Source organism: Rhodococcus sp. IEGM 1366 (genome assembly GCF_033142425.1).
GTDB lineage: Bacteria > Actinomycetota > Actinomycetes > Mycobacteriales > Mycobacteriaceae > Rhodococcus_F > Rhodococcus_F globerula.
The window spans coordinates 245,901-261,963 of sequence record NZ_JAWLRZ010000003.1 but is presented as its reverse complement, the minus strand read 5'-3'; the positions used below and the strand labels follow the sequence as shown (position 1 = coordinate 261,963).

Here is a 16,063-nt window from a genome sequence, read left to right as displayed (position 1 = left end):
GGATGTCGAACGAAAAGCCGTTTCCGGAACCGACGCCGGTGTCCGCACCGTTCTGGAATGCTTTGCGAGAAAGCAAGATAAAGATTCAGTACTCGCCGTCATCGGACGAATTTGTCTTCTATCCGAGATTGCTGGCTCCGCGCACGTTGGCCGACGACCTCGAGTGGCGTGAGATCAGTGGATTGGGCACGCTCTACACCTATACGGTGGCTGACCGTCCCACAGCACCGCCGTGGTCGGATGCGTTGCCGCAGATGTTGGCGGTGGTGCAGTGGGACGAGGGGCCGCGGTTCAGTACCGAACTGGTCGATGTCGGCGATCTGGAACTGACTGTCGGTATGCGCGTGGAACCCGTGTTCTGCGACTATCCGGATCGAGACATCACTCTGCTGAGATATCGGCCTCGAGCGCTCTGACACCTTCAGTATCAGAGCGATACGAGCATTAGTCTTCGTGTTTGCGGAGCTCGTCCGGGGTGCGGGGTTCAGGCTTCTTCCGGCGTGCTTTGCCGGCGCTGGATTTGTCGGATCCGAGTCGAGAAATGTTCTCCAACATCCAGTTTGCGCGGTCACGCTCTGATTCGTAGTACATCTCCGACCATCGCAGCACCAGTTCGGGATATGCCCATCCAGCTTCTTCGGACGCGCCTTCGGCGTCGGCAATTGCGCGGATGCGCATCTTCTCGGACTGGTCGCGATGTTCGGTGAGTACCGATTGCAGTTTGTCAGGGTCGGCCAGATGGCCGAGCCACATCCTGAGCATTACGCCGTGTTTGAGCACTGCGGGTTCGACCGGCGATTCGTTTGCCCACGTCGCTACCGCGTCGGTTCCGGCCGGAGTGATCGCGTACAGGCGCTTACTCTTGACGTCGTTTGTGCTCACCACGCGGGACGTGGCAAAGCCGTGGGCCTCGAGATTACGCAGTTCGCTGTAGATCTGACTGTACGACGGTGCCCAGTAGAAGAATCGCAGGCTCCAGTCGGCCCATTTCTTGAGGTCGTAACCGGAGAGTTCGGATCCGAAGGACAGTAGACCCAAGACGGCCCAACTTGTCGGTCGCAGAGTGGGCGCGTCTGCAGGTGTTTTGTCCTTTGCCATAGTCGAAAGATTACCTGGCGGTAGACCTAAAGAGAGTATTTCGGTTAGAAATATGCTGGCAATATGTCGTAGAAGGTGCCTGTGAACAGCTGTCTGCGTGCCGCTCTCGTAGGACCACTGAGCGGGAGAGGCGTCAAGCCTACGTCGGCCGAGTGTTTCAATGCAGATATGCCGCGTGATCTTTTGGTATCGACGCTCGACGCGCTCTGTGTGGATTTGGCACACCGGTGCGGAGACCGGGTGGCATTGCTCGACGGCTGCCAGGAGATCACCTACGGCGAACTGACCGATCAGGCACTGCGAGTGGCCGCTGTTCTGGCAGATTCCGGTGTGCGACCGGGTGCACGGGTGGTCCTCAGCGGCCGGAATACCACCGACTGGGTCTGTATCGCACTCGGGATACTGTGCGCTGGGGCAACCGTTGTTCCGGTGGGCCACGGTGTCAGTGGTCCCGAATATTCACGGATCCTTGATGTCACCGAACCGGCGCTCGTAGTCGACCAACCACGGATCGCCGACATCATGGCAGCCGCCAGAACTACCGCCCCTCACCCGGATAGACCGGCAGCGGGGCCCGACGACGTCGCGGTGATTCTCTCGACCTCCGGCTCGACCGGGGTGTCCAAGCAAGTTCCCATGACCCACGGACAGCTGTCGCGGTTGTACTCGGCAGTGGCGGACCGGCTCGAGCTGACCAGTGCGGATCGAGTGATCGGTGCCGTCCCGTTTGCACATTCGTTCGGCTTCAACGGTGTGCTGCTGACCGCAATGTGCGCCGGAGCCTCGGTACGCGTCGTCGAACACTACGACAGAGCCGACCTTGCCGATGTGATCGTCCGTGACCGCGTCAGCGTGGTGATGGGGCCGCCGACCATCCTCTTCGATCTGGTCGGCAGTGGCCGCGACGACATCGGGTTGGTATGCAGAATGGCGGTGAGCGGCGGTTCCGAAGTACCGCTCGACCGCATGCGCGGAGCCTGCCGTGAACTCGGAATCGTGAATATGGTTGTCGGCTACGGGCTTACCGAAGCCTGTGGAACCGTCGCCATGGGCAGTATCACCGAAGGCGAATCGGGTTCGCTCGCGATGTTGACCCCCGTCGACGGACTCGAAATTCGGATTGTCGACGACTACGGATATCCGCTTCCCCCCGACGAGGACGGCCACGTTCTCTGCTCCGGGTACAACATCATGCACGGATATCTGCGAGGGGTAGACGATCCGGAATCAACGCCCGACGACGCAGTAGACGGTGACGGTTGGTTGCGAACCGGCGACATCGGTTGGTCGGACGACGAGGGGCACCTGTATATCGTCTCGCGGGCCAAAGACACGGTGATCGTCAGCGGCTTCAACGTCTACCCGCAAGAAGTGGAGACGGTATTGATGGATCACCCGTTGATCCTCGAAGTCGCGGTGATCGGCGTGGCCGACCAACGGCAAGGCCAACGGCTGGTTGCCTGCATCATTCCGGTCCACGGATACTCCGTTGATTCCGAGGATCTGATCGATTTCTGCAAGGAACGGTTAAGTGCCTACAAGGTGCCGCGCATCTTTGTCGAGCTGGAGATGTTCCCGACAACGCACACCGGCAAACGATCACGAGAAGAACTACGCAAGCAGGTTTCGCAGAGATTGTGACCTGTCCGCACAGGTGTCAAGCTACGAAATGAATAGGCCACTGGCCGTTCACATCTGACACGTCTTTCCCTTGACTGCTCAGAAACTCGGCAAAATCCCGTTGACGTTCGGCGTGCCACTGTGCCTGATCGACCATGAGATCAAGATCGTTGATCTCCGGAAAACGCAGTGCTAGTTCTCGTGCCAGAGCTGCCGCGGCCATCGCGTCGGCCTCTGCCTCGTGCGCGGATTCGAGTGTAATTCCGTAGAACTCGCAGACCGCAGACAACGTTCGTTTTCCCTTGCGGAACTTGTCCATCGCGCGATCGATCACGTAGGGATCGACAACCAAGCCGGGAACCAGCGCCGGTTTGCCGATTCGTAGGCCTTCGCAGTGCATGACCGTGAGGTCGTAGGACGCGTTGAACGCAACAACCGAATGATCACGTGCCCACGAATTGTGGAGAGCCTCACGGATCTCCTCGTAGCCCTCGGCGTAGTCCTGACCGTGCTCAGCCGCATATTCGGTGGTGATGCCGTGAATAGCGATGGCACCGGCCGGAATATCGACGCCCGGGTCGAGTAACCACGTGCGGGTTTCGACACTCGAGCCATCCACGACGGCAACACACGCGCTGACGATCCGGGCTGTGGATGGATCGCGCCCCGTGGTCTCGAGGTCGAACGCGCAGATCGGGCGATCGGACCAGTTGTTCATCGGGGGCCTTTCGGTGTTCAAGTTCATGTCCGGTTCACTATGCACGCAGGCACCGACAAGAACTGGCCCGAACCCTCTCGACCTACATTAAGTCGGTCCCGACAGTAAATCGCTCCAGCACCTCCAGGTGCGGAGTCACACCGAAGCCCGGCCCTTGTGGCACAGCGATGTGCCCGTCCTCGATGACAAACGGTTCGGTGACGTCCTCGGCGAAGATCAGTCCGGTTGGCGGCGAAATTAAAAGTGCAGCAACGATATTCGTTTGTTCGAGCGACCCGTGGCCCGAGCTCGGGACCACGGGCGGCGACGTCGGTCAGGCTGAAGGTTGCTCGGCCACTGCTTTCCCTACGAAACGGTGGGTCTGATCGAATGCAGCAGCTACCTGGATCGAGTTGGTCATGTCACTGATTTCAGCCCAGCGTTCGGCGACTACCTCGGGCGAGAGCGCCTCCTGCGGGATGTAGACGCCCTGCGACTCCTCCATCCGGGCGATCGCGAACACGCCGGCGCCGGCGCTGAGGATCGTCTTGGTTGGTGCGTCCTCGGAGACCATGAACAGCGCGCCCGGTGAGATCGACTCGGGAGCAAGGAGTGCAAGGGTCTTCTCGTCGAGCAGGTCCTCGGTCATGCGGGTAGCCGCCGTCGGGGCAAGTGAGTTCACTCGAATGCCCTTGCGCTCACCTTCGATGGACAACACGTTCATCAAACCGACGACGCCCGACTTGGCGGCGCCGTAGTTGGCCTGGCCGAAGTTGCCGTAGATGCCCGACGCGGACGTGGTCATGAGAATACGGCCGTAGTTCTGCTCGACCATGTGCGGCCAGACAGCTTTGGACACGATGACCGAACCCATGAGGTGAACGTCGATGACCTTGCGGAAGTCGTCCAAGTCGGCCTTGATGAACGACTTGTCGCGCAGGATGCCGGCGTTGTTGATGAGGATGTCGACGCGCCCCCACTTCTCGATAGCAGCGGCGACCATGGCGGCAACTGCGTCGGCGTCGGTGATGTCGCAGTGATCTGCAAGCGCTTCGCCGCCAAGAGTCTCGATTTCGGCTACTACCTTCGCGGCTGCGGTATCGGCGCCGCCACTGCCGTTGACGGATCCGCCCATGTCATTGACCACAACGCGTGCGCCGCGAGCGGCGAGCGCCATGGCGTGAGCTCGGCCGAGACCGCCGCCTGCGCCAGTGATGATCGCGACCTTGCCTGAGAAATCCAATGACATGGGAAAAACCTCTCTGATCTGGGATACTACTGAGTATTACTATGTCAAAGTGCGGAAACAAGTCAAGGCAGTGAAGGGCGAACGATGAGTGCTGACACACCTGATATGCGCTCGGTGATCATCGAGACCGCGGCAGACGCATTTGCGGCAGACGGATATGCCGCCACGACCATCGACGACCTCGCCGATCGCGTCGGCGCCACCAAGGGTCTTGTCTACTACCATTTTCGGTCGAAATTCGATATCTACCTGGCTATTTTCGAGCAGGGTATGAGCAGGCTCAGAGCGGAAGTCGACGGAGAAGTGGCGGCGGGCGGCACCGGATTGGTCAAGCTCGCGGCGATGTCGCGGGCGCATCTGATCAATCTCATGACGCACCTCGGACATCATCATGCAATCCACCAGGGCGTGCGGGGGCAGATGAGTTCGGCGCTCAAGCCGCGCCAGCAGCAGGCGCTCGTCGAACTCAACGCTCTGCGCTTGGACTACGAGAAGCTTTTCGAACAGGTGATGATCGAAGGAGTCGCAGACGGTTCGATCCGCGCCTCGTCACCGCGCATGGCGGCAAAGGTTCTGCTCAGTAGCCTTAACGGTATCGATCTCTGGTATCGCCGTCGCGAGGGCCAGTCGGTCGCCGAAACCGAGGCGCTGGCAGACGAGATCGTCGAACTCCTGATCGGCGGGTTGCGCGCGGAACACTAGCGCGGCGCCAGACTGTCCGTAGAACTGACTGTCGTGGCAGACAGTCTGTCGGTTGTCGCAGCTCTCGCCGCACCCCAAGGTTCTCTTATGGCAATTACCGAGGGTGTAACCGGCGAGCAGACCGGGGTGGATCGCGAGTACGGAGATCGCGTACTTGCCGTCGAACCTGGCGGAAACGAGTTCATTCCCGACGAGGATCGCCACGGCACCCCTGGTCAGCTGTTCTGGACGTGGATGTCCCCGAACCTCGAATTCGCCACGATCTTCATCGGAGTTCTCTCCGTATCCGTATTCGGGATGACGTTCTGGCAGGCGACGCTCGGACTGGTCATCGGAACCGCTCTCGGTGCGGCCGCGCACTTCGTGCTGTCGGCACGCGGACCGTTGCACGGTGTGCCGCAAATGGTGCTCGGCCGATTGGGTTTCGGATACCGAGGTAACGCTTTGCCGTCGGCGTTCATGTCGATCATGTGCGGCGTCGGATGGTTTGCAACCAACAGTGTCAGCGGCGCTTTTGCGCTCAACACCCTGACCGGATTGCCGCCGGTGCCTTCGCTGTTGGTGATCGTCGTCATCCAGACCGTGTTCGCTTTCTTCGGGCACAACCTGGTTCAGGCTTTCGAGCGATATGCGTTTCCCGTACTTGCCGTGATCTTTGCCATCACTGCGATTGTCATTCTGACAAAAGCCAATCCAGGTGCGCCGGCGATCGAGGGCGGCGTCGGTGGACTCGGCGGTTTCCTCCTTACCGTGGGCACCGCGTTCGGGTACGCCGCCGGGTGGACGCCCTATGCCGCTGATTACACGCGCTACCTTCCGGCGTCGGTCTCGACATTCCGAACAGGTCTGTTCGCGTCGGCCGGACTGTTTGTCTCCTGCGTGGCACTGTCGGTGGTCGGTGCGGCATCGGTCACGATCGGCGCGCCGTCGTCGGATAACCCTGCCGACGCGTTCACATCCAATCTTCCTTCGGCACTTGCCAATCTGACGCTACTGGCCATCGCGCTCGGTGCCGTCGCCGCGAATGCGCTCAATGTCTACTCCGGCTCGATGGCCTTTGTGACCATCGGATTGAAACTCCCGGTGAAAACGCAGCGAGCCATGGTCGCGATGGTTTTCGGAGTTGTCGGATTCCTGGTTGCGTGGTGGGCACTCGCCGACGCAGCAGCAAGCTACGAAGCTTTCCTCCTTGTCGTCGCCTACTGGATCGGTCCGTGGCTCGGCATCATGTTCGCCGACCAATACCTGCGCCGCGGGCAGCGCATCGACAATCTCCTCTACGACCCGGAACACACCAACTGGGGTGGATTCTCAGCTTTCGTGATCGCACTCCTCACCTCGGTTCTGCTGTTCTCCAACCAAGAGAAGTTTGTCGGGTACGTCGTACGGTCAGTCCCCGAGCTGGGCGACATTACGTTCTTCGTGGGATTTGTCATCGCGGGCGGGCTTTACCTCCTCGTCAACGGTTCGAAGATCTCGCGCGACAAGCCGGTGAGCGCACAGCGCTAGAAGCAGAGTCGCGTACATCGACGGCGTCGACGGGTCGTATCCGAGTAGCGCCCGGATACGGTCGAGTCGCTGATAGAGCGATTGCCGGCCCAGGTGCAGCGCAGCCGCCGAACGTGTTGCGCTGCAACCATGACGGAGATGAACCTCGAGTGTTCTGGTGAGATCACTCGAATGGGTGTCGTCCCAGGAAATCAGGGGAGCGACGAGGGCAACCATCCGCTCCCGAACGTCCACCGGCAACTGGTCCACCGCGAGTTCCGGGGCCAGTTCACGAGTGGTTGTCACCACGCGCCCGGCGAGCCAGGTCCGACGAGCCGACGTCGCAAGGCGAAGCCCTGATCGGGCAGCATGAAGTGCCGCACTGACCTCGGACGGAGTGAACGCACACGGGTCTCCGATCACCACCGTGACTCCGTCGGTGATGTTGGACGACAGGGATGTTCCGAATGCCGCACTCACGGCTCCGACAGCATCGATCGTCTTGGCCGGCACTGCAACAAGACCGAACGTGCTGGCATGTACTTCGGCTCCCAAGTTCGGTTGGCCGAGGAGTTTGGCCGCGGAATCGAGGAGGCGAGTGGCGATTCGCGAACCAGGGGAGTCGATCGCGATCGCAACGACGCGGTGGCCGGGAGTGGGATGGAACCCAGCGGCCGCGGATCTGACGCGAAGGTCGATCTGCCGTACGTCGGTGCGCTCCAGCAGATCCGACACGAGAGTAGCGGCCGCCCGCTGGGGACGACCGGTCAGGTTTCCCGAATAGGTCAGTGCCAACCCCAATGAACCGGCTGAGCGTTGCAACAGCCCATGCAACGTTGCCGGATTCAGTGTCGAACCAGGCCCGGCCGTCAGAGTCCCCCAGGCTCCGTCTCTGGAATGGATAGCGGCAGTGGCAGTTCCGGCGTCAGCGGCACGCCAGGCTGACCGATCGTCGTCGACGCCATGTGCTGCGACGAGGGCGCCACTGCCGCTTGTCACGATCAAAGGGCACCCCGTTACGTCACTGATGCGCTCGAGCAGAGTGGCCACACCACTGCCTGCCATCAACTCGAGTTCGAGCACGCGAGCGAGATCATTTCCCAGGCGCAAAACAGCGACTTCACGCGAAATGATTTCGGTATTTGCGTTCTGACACAGTTCGATGAAAGGGACAACAGTCCGGAGTGCGATCAGCGGCATTCCCATGATCGCCGCTTCCTCGATCATGTCCGACGGAATCGCGTCGAAGGTTCGGCCGAGTTCTACGGCAACTCCGGCGACGTTTCGGTTCCCGACCTCTCGCAGATAGTGCCGCCTGGTCCCCGGATCGACCCCGGACAGACCCAAGCCGGTGGTGAGCAACAACTCGTCCCCGGACAGCAACGGGCTGATCTCGTAGATCTCGCTCGAATGGACCCAGCGGACCACACGTCCCAACTGGCTGCCACCGGCCAGAACCTGTGGATCGGCCCCACGGAACTGGTTGTCGAGCAGCTCGCGCACGGTCAGAGTCATCGGTTGGGCGTTCCTCACTCTGGGCGACAGTATGTCCACAATAAGGGCGGCTCGTTACAACAATGTGTCAGTTGTGGATGTAGTCCGAACAGCAGAAAGTAGAGGGATGTCGACGACTGTGACGAGCGCTTCCCGCGCTCTCGACCCCCAGACAATGTTGCAGGCAGCGATATCCGAGGCCGAACTCGGCCGCAGTGAGGGCGGAATTCCCATCGGTGCGGCACTCTTCGCGTCTGACGGCACCCTTCTCGGTAGTGGACGAAACCGTCGAGTCCAGCACGACGATCCGTCGGTGCACGGTGAAACCGACGCCTTTCGTGCGGCCGGAAGGCAACGTGACTACCGGCAGACCATCATGGTCACCACGCTCTCGCCGTGCTGGTACTGCAGCGGGCTCGTGCGTCAGTTCAACATCGGATCCGTGATCGTCGGTGAAAGCGTGACATTTACCGGTGGGCACGAGTGGCTCCGCGAAAACGGGGTGTCTGTCACCGTTCTGCGAGATCAACACTGCATCGATTTGATGACCGAGTTCATCGAAACAAACCCGGCACTGTGGAACGAAGACATCGGAGTAGCGGAATGAAGGCTGTATCGACCGTGGATATTTCCCTCTGGCGGGCCGGCGGTCCGGGCGCTGAAGCTGTCGCGCGTGAGGTGGACGAAGGGCTGCAACGTGCGGGCTTCCTCCTCGTGCGCGGGCATGGGATCACCCGCGAACTTGCCGCAGACGTGCGAGCCGCGGCCCGGAAGTTCTTTGCGCTACCCGAGTCGACAAAAGCCAAGTACGCCGCAATAGTCGGTGAACGCGGATGGATCGGCCCGGGAATGGAGGCAAACGGTTACTCGGAGGGAACCGAAACTCCGCCGGATCTCAAGGAAACCTTTGCGATCGGAGCCGAAACTCGGACGGGCGATCCGCTGGTCGACGACGTCTGGTTTCTCTCCAACGTCTGGCCGAGCGAGGTTGCCGAGCTACACGAGCTCTTGACCGTCTACACCGCGCAGATGCGTCGACTGTCGGACGATTTGCTGGAGATGTTCGCAGCTGCACTAGGTTTGGCGAACAACCCGTTCGACGGGCTTGCCGACCTCCCCACGTGGACGTGCAACATCAACCATTACCCACCGATGAGCGTCGTAGGTGAGCCTGAGCCGGGACAGTTCCGCATCGGTCCGCACACAGACTTCGGAACGGTGACAGTTCTCGATCGTGAGCTCGGATCCGGTGGACTGCAGGTGTACACGGACGAAGGCGGATGGGAAGACGCCCCGTACGACGCAGAAGCGTTGACGGTCAACATCGGAGACCTCCTCGAATACTGGAGTGGGAAACGCTGGCCGTCGGGCCGGCACCGCGTACTTCCTCCCCAAACGGACGCTCCGGAGGAAGATCTGGTCTCGCTCATCTACTTCTACGAACTCAATCACGATGCGCTAGTCACCCCGTTGGAGTTGCCGATCGGCCGAGTGTCCGGCCTGGAACCCGTCGTGTCGGCCGATTTCATCAAACTCAGGTTGGACGCGATCACTCTCTAGTCGGCGAGAATCCCTGGTTTGTCCCGTTCTCGGAAGAGGGGTAATGTGTGGGCGTCGTGCGCCGTCCGAGCGCATGGCGAACGAGCAGTAATTCAGGGAAGAGGAGGTGTGGCTTGTAATGCGTGGCCAACCTCCGAGTACCAACTGAAGCTGTAGATCGCCCGGGTTGCCGGGTATTTTGCTGCAGCTTCATCGTGTGTTCATCGGCCTCTGCTTCGCTGTGAAGCGCGCCTTGGCCGTTCACTCTTCCTTGAAAGCTGTTGCAGCATGTCTGAATTCAAGTCCCGCCGGTCGTCCTTCCCGCGTCGCTCGGCAGGTTTCGGTGATAGTCGAACCGGTCACACGCCCGTCGCCCGCACCGTCGTGAAGGCCGCAACGACCGATGCGATTGCGCCTGTGGAAGCCACGGTCGTGAATAGTGGTGTGTACCGCGACGGAGCTCGGATCGCGTCGCCGTCCACCCTCGCCGAAGCGTTGTCGTGCCTGCCGGATTCGCAGTCGATGGCATGGATCGGGCTGTACCGTCCCGACGACACTCAATTGTACGCTGCAGCACAGCATTTCGATCTTCACGAGTTGGCTGTCGAAGACGCGATTGCCGCACATCAACGTCCCAAGCTCGAGCGATACGGTGAGACACTCTTTGTCGTGTTGCGCGCTGCGCGCTATCGCGACGAGACCGAACGCGTCGAATTCGGTGAACTGCATGTGTTCTGCGGTCCCAACTTCGTTCTTACTGTCCGCCACAGTGAATCACCGGATCTCACGGCCGTGCGAACCAGAATGGAGAACGATCCCGATCTCCTCCGTCTGGGGACCGAAGCTGTTCTCTACGCAATCCTCGACGCCGTCGTCGACGGCTATGCGCCGGTTGTCGCCGGCCTGCAGAACGACATCGACGAGATCGAGACCGAGGTATTCAGCGGCGATCCCGGAGTGTCGCGTCGTATCTACGAATTGACCCGTGAAGTGATCGAATTCCAGAGAGCCACACGGCCGTTGCTCGGCATGCTGCGTGGGCTGTCGGCAGGATTCGACAAATACCACACGGACGAAGAACTGCAGCGCTATCTTCGCGATGTCACCGACCACGCGACAACAGTGGTCGAGCAGGCCGACGGGTTCCGTCAACTGTTGGGAAACATCCTGACCGTCAATGCAACCCTGGTATCGCAGAATCAGAACGAGGAAATGCGAAATCTCACGCAGGCGAGTTACGCGCAGAACGAGGAGATCAAGAAAGTGTCGGCCTGGGCGGCAATTCTCTTTGCCCCGACACTGATCGGAACTGTGTACGGCATGAACTTCGACGACATCCCGGAACTTCACTGGCAGTTGGGCTATCCGTTTGCGCTCTCGATGATGGTGCTGACGTGTGGAAGTCTCTACACGATTTTCAAGCGGCGAGGCTGGCTCTGACCGTGCGCCTTTATCAACCGCGGGCGGTTGATAAAGGCGCACAACAGGTTAGAGCGTTGCCGTGCAAACGGTGAACTTGCGTTCGGCGTGCTCGAATCCCGAATCTGCTTCGGAACCACAATCTTCGATGGACGTCGAACCCTGGAGGATTTCGATTACCTGGACTACGTCGCTTCCCGAATCGGCGCAGTCGATACGGGCCGGCTCGTCGTCGAGGCCACCCGGTCCTAGATCCATGCATCCGCCGACGACCCAGTCGATGTCGAGACAGACCGCGCCCTGTTCCTGGCCGAGCAGAGTCTCGTAGTAGGTCTGATCGATGTCGGACGCGCACTCATCCGACGTGGGGGCTTTGGCGACAACCTTGTAGTTGGATTCGTCGCTGCCGCACACGGCGTGGTCGATTTCGGCGTCGTTCGTAGTGCCGCCGATCTTGACGCAGTCACCGATGTTCACGTCGATATCAACGTCGCCGCCCGCGTCGGTGCCCTCTTGGCCGTCGATCTTCGAGGTGGTGGTGCTCGCTGACGTGGTGGTCGAATCTGCCACGGTGGATGATGATTCCGCGATGGCTTTAGGCTCGACGTCAGATCCGCACCCGGTGGCGAAAATGGCGATTGCAGACGTTGCGATCACTGCTGTGCACAGCCGTCCGACGATTCCGGACATTCAAGTCTCCCTTGCTGATCTTGGATTATTCGGGCTCTATTCCACTTCACTGCTAGTCGAATAGCGAATCGGGCTGTCAGTATGAGTGGGTGGACCTCCCTCAGATGCCGCCGCTCGCCCCGATGTTGGCGAAGGCCGCTACGACAGTGCCGGTACAACCCGAATCCGACCAGCCGACGTGGTCGTACGAACCGAAATGGGATGGCTTTCGGTCGATAATCTTCCGCGACGGGGACGAGGTAGTCCTCGGTTCACGCGGAGGAAAAGACCTGGCTCGGTACTTCCCCGAAATCGTCGAAGCGGTGAAGGCGGAACTGCCGGACAAATGTGTGGTGGACGGCGAGCTTGTCGTGCCCCGGGAAGTGAACGGCGTGACGCGGCTGAGTTGGGAAGCGCTGTCCGAGCGCATCCACCCCGCGGCCAGTCGAGTGGCGCTGCTCGCCGAACAGACACCAGCACAATTTGTTGGATTCGACCTGTTGGCGCTGGGAGATCGGGATGTCGCGGCCGAAGATTTCAGTGTGAGACGAGCATTGCTGGTCGACGCGATCGGCGGCGGTCCGAGCTGTCATGTCACGGCTGCAACTTTCGACAGCGGTGAGGCGATGCGGTGGTTCGAGATGTTCGAAGGCGCTGGTCTTGACGGTGTGATCGCCAAGAAGCTGGTCGGCCCCTACCTGCCGAACAAGCGCGAGATGATCAAGGTCAAGCACGCCAGAACCGCGGATGTCGTACTGCTCGGATACCGTCCGCACAAGAGTCAACCGGGTATCGGTTCGATGCTGCTGGGTTTGTTCGACGGCTCCGATTTGAAGATGGTCGGTGGCGCTTCGGCATTCACCGCGGCGCGGCGAATCGAGTTGCTGGAAGAACTCGAACCACTACGCGTCGGTGACGACGTGGTGGCGGAAGGCGAGGCAAGTCGATGGAAGTCGGCAGCCGACCGCTCGTGGGTCCCGCTCCGCCCGGAGCGGGTATTGGAAGTGGCGTACGACCAAATGGAAGGGGAACGCTTCCGGCACGCAGCGCGCTTTCTGCGGTGGCGTCCGGATCGGGTTCCCGACGAGTGCACGTTCGATCAGTTGGAGGTTCCGGTGCGGTACGACTTCGCGGATGTCCTTGCAGGTGGTGTGTGATGGCCAGTCCGGCAGTGGAACTGGATGTCGACGGAATCGCGGTCCGTCTCTCCAGCCCCGACAAGATCTACTATCCGCAATTGGGCACCGACGGCGGGACCAAGCGTCATCTTGTGGAGTACTACCGCACAGTGGCGTTGCAGGGCGCCGCGGTGGCCGCCCTGAAGGATCGACCGACACACCTGCAACGCTTTCCCGACGGTATCGAGGGCGAAGAGGTCTACCAGAAACGATTGCCGGCGAAACGACCTGAACATGTCGAATCCTGCGAGGTGACGTTTCCGTCCGGGCGCAAGGCCGACGTCCTCCGAGTGCAGAACGCTGCCAACATCGTGTGGGCGGCAAACCTCGGAACCATCACGTTTCATCCGTGGGCAGTGCGCTGCCCGGACACCGATCATCCCGACGAATTGCGGATCGATCTTGATCCGCAGCCCGGAACCGGTTTTGCGGAGGCCGTCGCGATCGCCGACGAGGTACTGCGTCCACTTCTCTCGGAACTGGGCCTGGAAGGGTTCCCCAAGACGTCCGGTGGACGGGGCCTGCACGTCTACATTCCGCTCGCGCCGCGTTGGGATTTCATCGAGGTTCGACACGCGGGAATTGCACTGGCTCGTGAAGTCGAACGACGCAGCGGCGATCGGGCGACAACGGCCTGGTGGAAGGAAGAACGTGGTGAGCGGATCTTCATCGACTTCAACCAAAATGCCAGGGACAGAACGATTGCCGCGGCCTATTCTGCGCGCAAAACTCCGATTGCAACCGTGTCTACGCCGGTGACGTGGGACGAACTGCGCGACGTACACCCCGACGACTGCACTATCGCGACGGTCCCGAATCTGCTCGCCGACCGCGGTGATCCGATGGCAGCGATGCACGAGAAGGCCTTTGAACTCGATGTTCTCCTGGAAATGTTCGAGAAGGACATCGCAGCAGGATTGGGAGACCTCCCATATCCGCCCAACTACCCCAAAATGCCGGGTGAACCGAAACGGGTACAACCGAGTCGCGATCGAGATCGGAAGCAGACAGAAACCGAGTAGCGTCTGAATCGGACAAATCCGAGACTCGCGAGTGCATTGTGAGGTTGAAATGGATCACCGGGGCGCACGGGTTACAGGATTGATAGTGGGCGGCGGGATAATCGCAGCTCTGAGCATTGTCGGCGCTACTTCGCAGGCGTCGGCCGCAACATTGGACTGCTCTGCGAGAGGGCTCGATCAGACTCTGGTGGACGGGTCGTCGGCGTGCCGGGCGGTTGCCGATGCGGACAGTTCCGCCATCTCGCATGTCGAAGGTGACGGAGTAGGGGCCGCAGACTCGCGCGACGGCGGCACGTCTGCTGGGCTTGCGATGTTCGGTGGCGTCGCGGCCGCGGAAACTCGCGGTGGAATGCTTGCTGCCGTTGCTTTCGGGCGGGATTCGTTAGCTCTCGGGCGCACCGCATCGCCGTTTGCGGTCGTCCTGGCAGGCCCAGGCGGTCGCGCTGCTGTCGGTGATGCCGACGTTGGCGCAATCTGCGCCGGGGGTCCTGCGCTGGTTTTCAATATCGCGACTGCTCAGGGATGTTTCAGCGATGGAATTTCGACCTGGACGCTGCCGTGACGGTGCCCCGCACTACAGTTCACTTCGTGACACCGGTCACAAAGATGTAAAGCTGTGGTGGGTCGATCAGGGCAGCTGCCGTGATCAAACGGGGATCGGAGGACGCGATGACTGCAAACGCACGGCGCGGTTCACTCGCACACACAGAGGTGCCGGCGCGGACCGAACTGTACGTCGATCGTCGATTCCTGCCACTGGCAGACCGGTTCTTTGCGATGTACCGGCAACCGCAGCAAGGCGGCGGCGCTTTGGTTGCGTACCAGGACGGCGAGAAAGTTCTCGACATCTGGGCCGGATATGCCGACCGTGACCGCCGCTGGGACCACGACACCATCTCACTCTCGTTCTCCACGGGCAAAGGTGTGGCCAGTACCGTCGTACATCGTTTGGCTGAGCGTGGATTGATCGATTACGACGCGCCGGTCGCGCAGTACTGGCCCGAGTTCGGTGCCGCTGGCAAAGACAAGATCACCGTTCGTGACTTGATGACGCATCGCGCCGGCCTGCACAAGGTGCGTGGATTGATGCGCAATCCGCTCGATCTCATGGACTACGACGCAGTTGTTGCCGCACTGGCTGCGAGCAAGCCGGATCCGCGCCGGTTGAAGGGCCCCGGATATCACGCGGTGACATACGGATGGTTGGTCGCCGAATTGGTTGCGCGAGTGACGGGACTGCCCTTCACGGACGTCGTCGAGGCGGAGATCGCGAAGCCGCTCGGTGTCGACGAATTCTGGTTCCGCGTACCCATCTCTGAGCGGACGCGTATCGCGAAGCTGTTTCCGCACATCAATCCAGCGGGTCTCAACTGGGCGTTTGCGTCTACGGTTCTCTCTCATGTCGGCCCTACTCGCGGTCTGGCCGAGGCTGCGATGCCCGACGGATTCGACGTGATGGTTCGTAATCCGGCGGTGCATGACACAGTGATGCCCGGTTGGAACGGAGTCTTCAGCGCGCGGGCGCTGGCGAGGATGTATGCGGCAATCGCCAACGGCGGCATGCTCGACGGAAAGCGGTTCCTGACAGAGTCGACCATTGATCAGATGGCGACCATTCAAACGAGAGAGCGTGACTACGTACTCGCGGTTCGGCCCAATTGGGCGCTGGGTTACCACCCGCCGATCATCGCGGCACGGCGTCAACCGCGAAACGCCATCGGACACTACGGCGTCGGTGGTTCGGGCGCGTATGCCGACCTCGACAGCGGCTTGTCGTTGGGTTTCACGACCAACCGATTGGGTAGTGCCGTAACAGCACTTGGCGACCTTCGTCTCGCCAGGCTGGGAGCCGAAGCACAGGAGCTCGCGCGTCGGGGATAACGAGTGA

Annotated in this window: 16 protein-coding genes; 11 read left to right on the top strand and 5 right to left on the bottom strand. The window is 60.8% G+C overall.

Translation table 11 applies throughout. The features are described 5' to 3' along the window. Nucleotides 1-2: 2 nt before the first annotated feature. Complete coding sequence (locus R4P64_RS10985; protein WP_092806262.1) at nt 3-416, top strand: Zn-ribbon domain-containing OB-fold protein; 414 nt, start codon at nt 3-5, stop codon at nt 414-416. Nucleotides 417-444: 28 nt separating this feature from the next. Here R4P64_RS10985 and R4P64_RS10980 read toward each other — a convergent pair whose 3' ends face one another. Further along, nucleotides 445-1,098: a PadR family transcriptional regulator gene (locus R4P64_RS10980; protein ID WP_033232351.1), complete on the bottom strand. Its 654-nt coding sequence runs from the start codon at nt 1,096-1,098 to the stop codon at nt 445-447. Nucleotides 1,099-1,266: 168 nt separating this feature from the next. On the opposite strand from R4P64_RS10980, the gene R4P64_RS10975 reads away from it, so the two are divergent. Next, nucleotides 1,267-2,739, top strand: coding sequence for a class I adenylate-forming enzyme family protein (locus R4P64_RS10975; RefSeq protein ID WP_317820721.1), 1,473 nt, complete (start codon nt 1,267-1,269; stop codon nt 2,737-2,739). 16 nt (nt 2,740-2,755) lie between these two features. On the opposite strand, the gene R4P64_RS10970 is transcribed toward R4P64_RS10975, so the two are convergent. After that, nucleotides 2,756-3,436, bottom strand: coding sequence for a 3'-5' exonuclease (locus R4P64_RS10970; protein WP_095888250.1), 681 nt, complete (start codon nt 3,434-3,436; stop codon nt 2,756-2,758). Between the two features lie 313 nt (nt 3,437-3,749). Continuing rightward, nucleotides 3,750-4,664: an SDR family NAD(P)-dependent oxidoreductase gene (locus R4P64_RS10965; RefSeq protein WP_033232345.1), complete on the bottom strand. Its 915-nt coding sequence runs from the start codon at nt 4,662-4,664 to the stop codon at nt 3,750-3,752. Between the two features lie 84 nt (nt 4,665-4,748). Here R4P64_RS10965 and R4P64_RS10960 point away from each other — a divergent pair, with 84 nt between their 5' ends. Next, nucleotides 4,749-5,366 carry a TetR/AcrR family transcriptional regulator gene (locus R4P64_RS10960; RefSeq protein ID WP_317820719.1) on the top strand — a complete coding sequence of 206 codons (618 nt, stop codon included), beginning with the start codon at nt 4,749-4,751 and terminating at the stop codon, nt 5,364-5,366. A gap of 87 nt (nt 5,367-5,453) precedes the next feature. After that, a complete protein-coding gene (locus R4P64_RS10955; protein WP_116102375.1) occupies nt 5,454-6,875 on the top strand; it encodes a purine-cytosine permease family protein in 1,422 nt (473 codons plus the stop codon). Here R4P64_RS10955 and R4P64_RS10950 read toward each other — a convergent pair. After that, entirely contained in the window at nt 6,756-8,369 is a 1,614-nt protein-coding gene (locus tag R4P64_RS10950; RefSeq protein ID WP_317820717.1) for a PucR family transcriptional regulator, read from the bottom strand. The two genes, R4P64_RS10955 and R4P64_RS10950, sit on opposite strands and share 120 nt — an antisense overlap. 106 nt (nt 8,370-8,475) lie before the next feature. Here R4P64_RS10950 and R4P64_RS10945 point away from each other — a divergent pair, with 106 nt between their 5' ends. From R4P64_RS10945 to R4P64_RS10935, 3 genes are all read left to right on the top strand, one after another. Further along, entirely contained in the window at nt 8,476-8,955 is a 480-nt protein-coding gene (locus tag R4P64_RS10945) for a nucleoside deaminase (protein WP_033232343.1), read from the top strand. After that, complete coding sequence (locus tag R4P64_RS10940; protein ID WP_219110857.1) at nt 8,952-9,908, top strand: isopenicillin N synthase family dioxygenase; 957 nt, start codon at nt 8,952-8,954, stop codon at nt 9,906-9,908. The genes R4P64_RS10945 and R4P64_RS10940 overlap by 4 nt, the downstream gene beginning before the upstream one ends. 267 nt (nt 9,909-10,175) lie before the next feature. Then, the gene (locus R4P64_RS10935; RefSeq protein ID WP_045068640.1) at nt 10,176-11,327 is read left to right on the top strand and encodes a magnesium and cobalt transport protein CorA; all 1,152 of its coding nucleotides are present in this window, start codon (nt 10,176-10,178) and stop codon (nt 11,325-11,327) included. Nucleotides 11,328-11,375: 48 nt separating this feature from the next. Here R4P64_RS10935 and R4P64_RS10930 read toward each other — a convergent pair whose 3' ends face one another. Next, on the bottom strand, nt 11,376-11,996 hold the full coding sequence (locus R4P64_RS10930; protein ID WP_095888259.1) for a hypothetical protein: 621 nt from the start codon (nt 11,994-11,996) through the stop codon (nt 11,376-11,378). 89 nt (nt 11,997-12,085) lie between these two features. On the opposite strand from R4P64_RS10930, the gene R4P64_RS10925 reads away from it, so the two are divergent. From R4P64_RS10925 to R4P64_RS10910, 4 genes are all read left to right on the top strand, one after another. After that, the gene (locus R4P64_RS10925) at nt 12,086-13,132 is read left to right on the top strand and encodes an ATP-dependent DNA ligase (RefSeq protein ID WP_317820714.1); all 1,047 of its coding nucleotides are present in this window, start codon (nt 12,086-12,088) and stop codon (nt 13,130-13,132) included. Further along, nucleotides 13,132-14,175, top strand: a complete 1,044-nt coding sequence (gene ligD, locus R4P64_RS10920; protein ID WP_033232336.1) for a non-homologous end-joining DNA ligase — start codon at nt 13,132-13,134, stop codon at nt 14,173-14,175. Before R4P64_RS10925 ends, ligD begins: the two co-directional genes overlap by 1 nt. A gap of 49 nt (nt 14,176-14,224) precedes the next feature. Continuing rightward, nucleotides 14,225-14,737: a DUF6764 family protein gene (locus R4P64_RS10915; protein WP_033232335.1), complete on the top strand. Its 513-nt coding sequence runs from the start codon at nt 14,225-14,227 to the stop codon at nt 14,735-14,737. 107 nt (nt 14,738-14,844) lie between these two features. Continuing rightward, nucleotides 14,845-16,056, top strand: a complete 1,212-nt coding sequence (locus R4P64_RS10910) for a serine hydrolase domain-containing protein (RefSeq protein WP_317820711.1) — start codon at nt 14,845-14,847, stop codon at nt 16,054-16,056. The last annotated feature ends 7 nt before the right edge of the window (nt 16,057-16,063 follow it).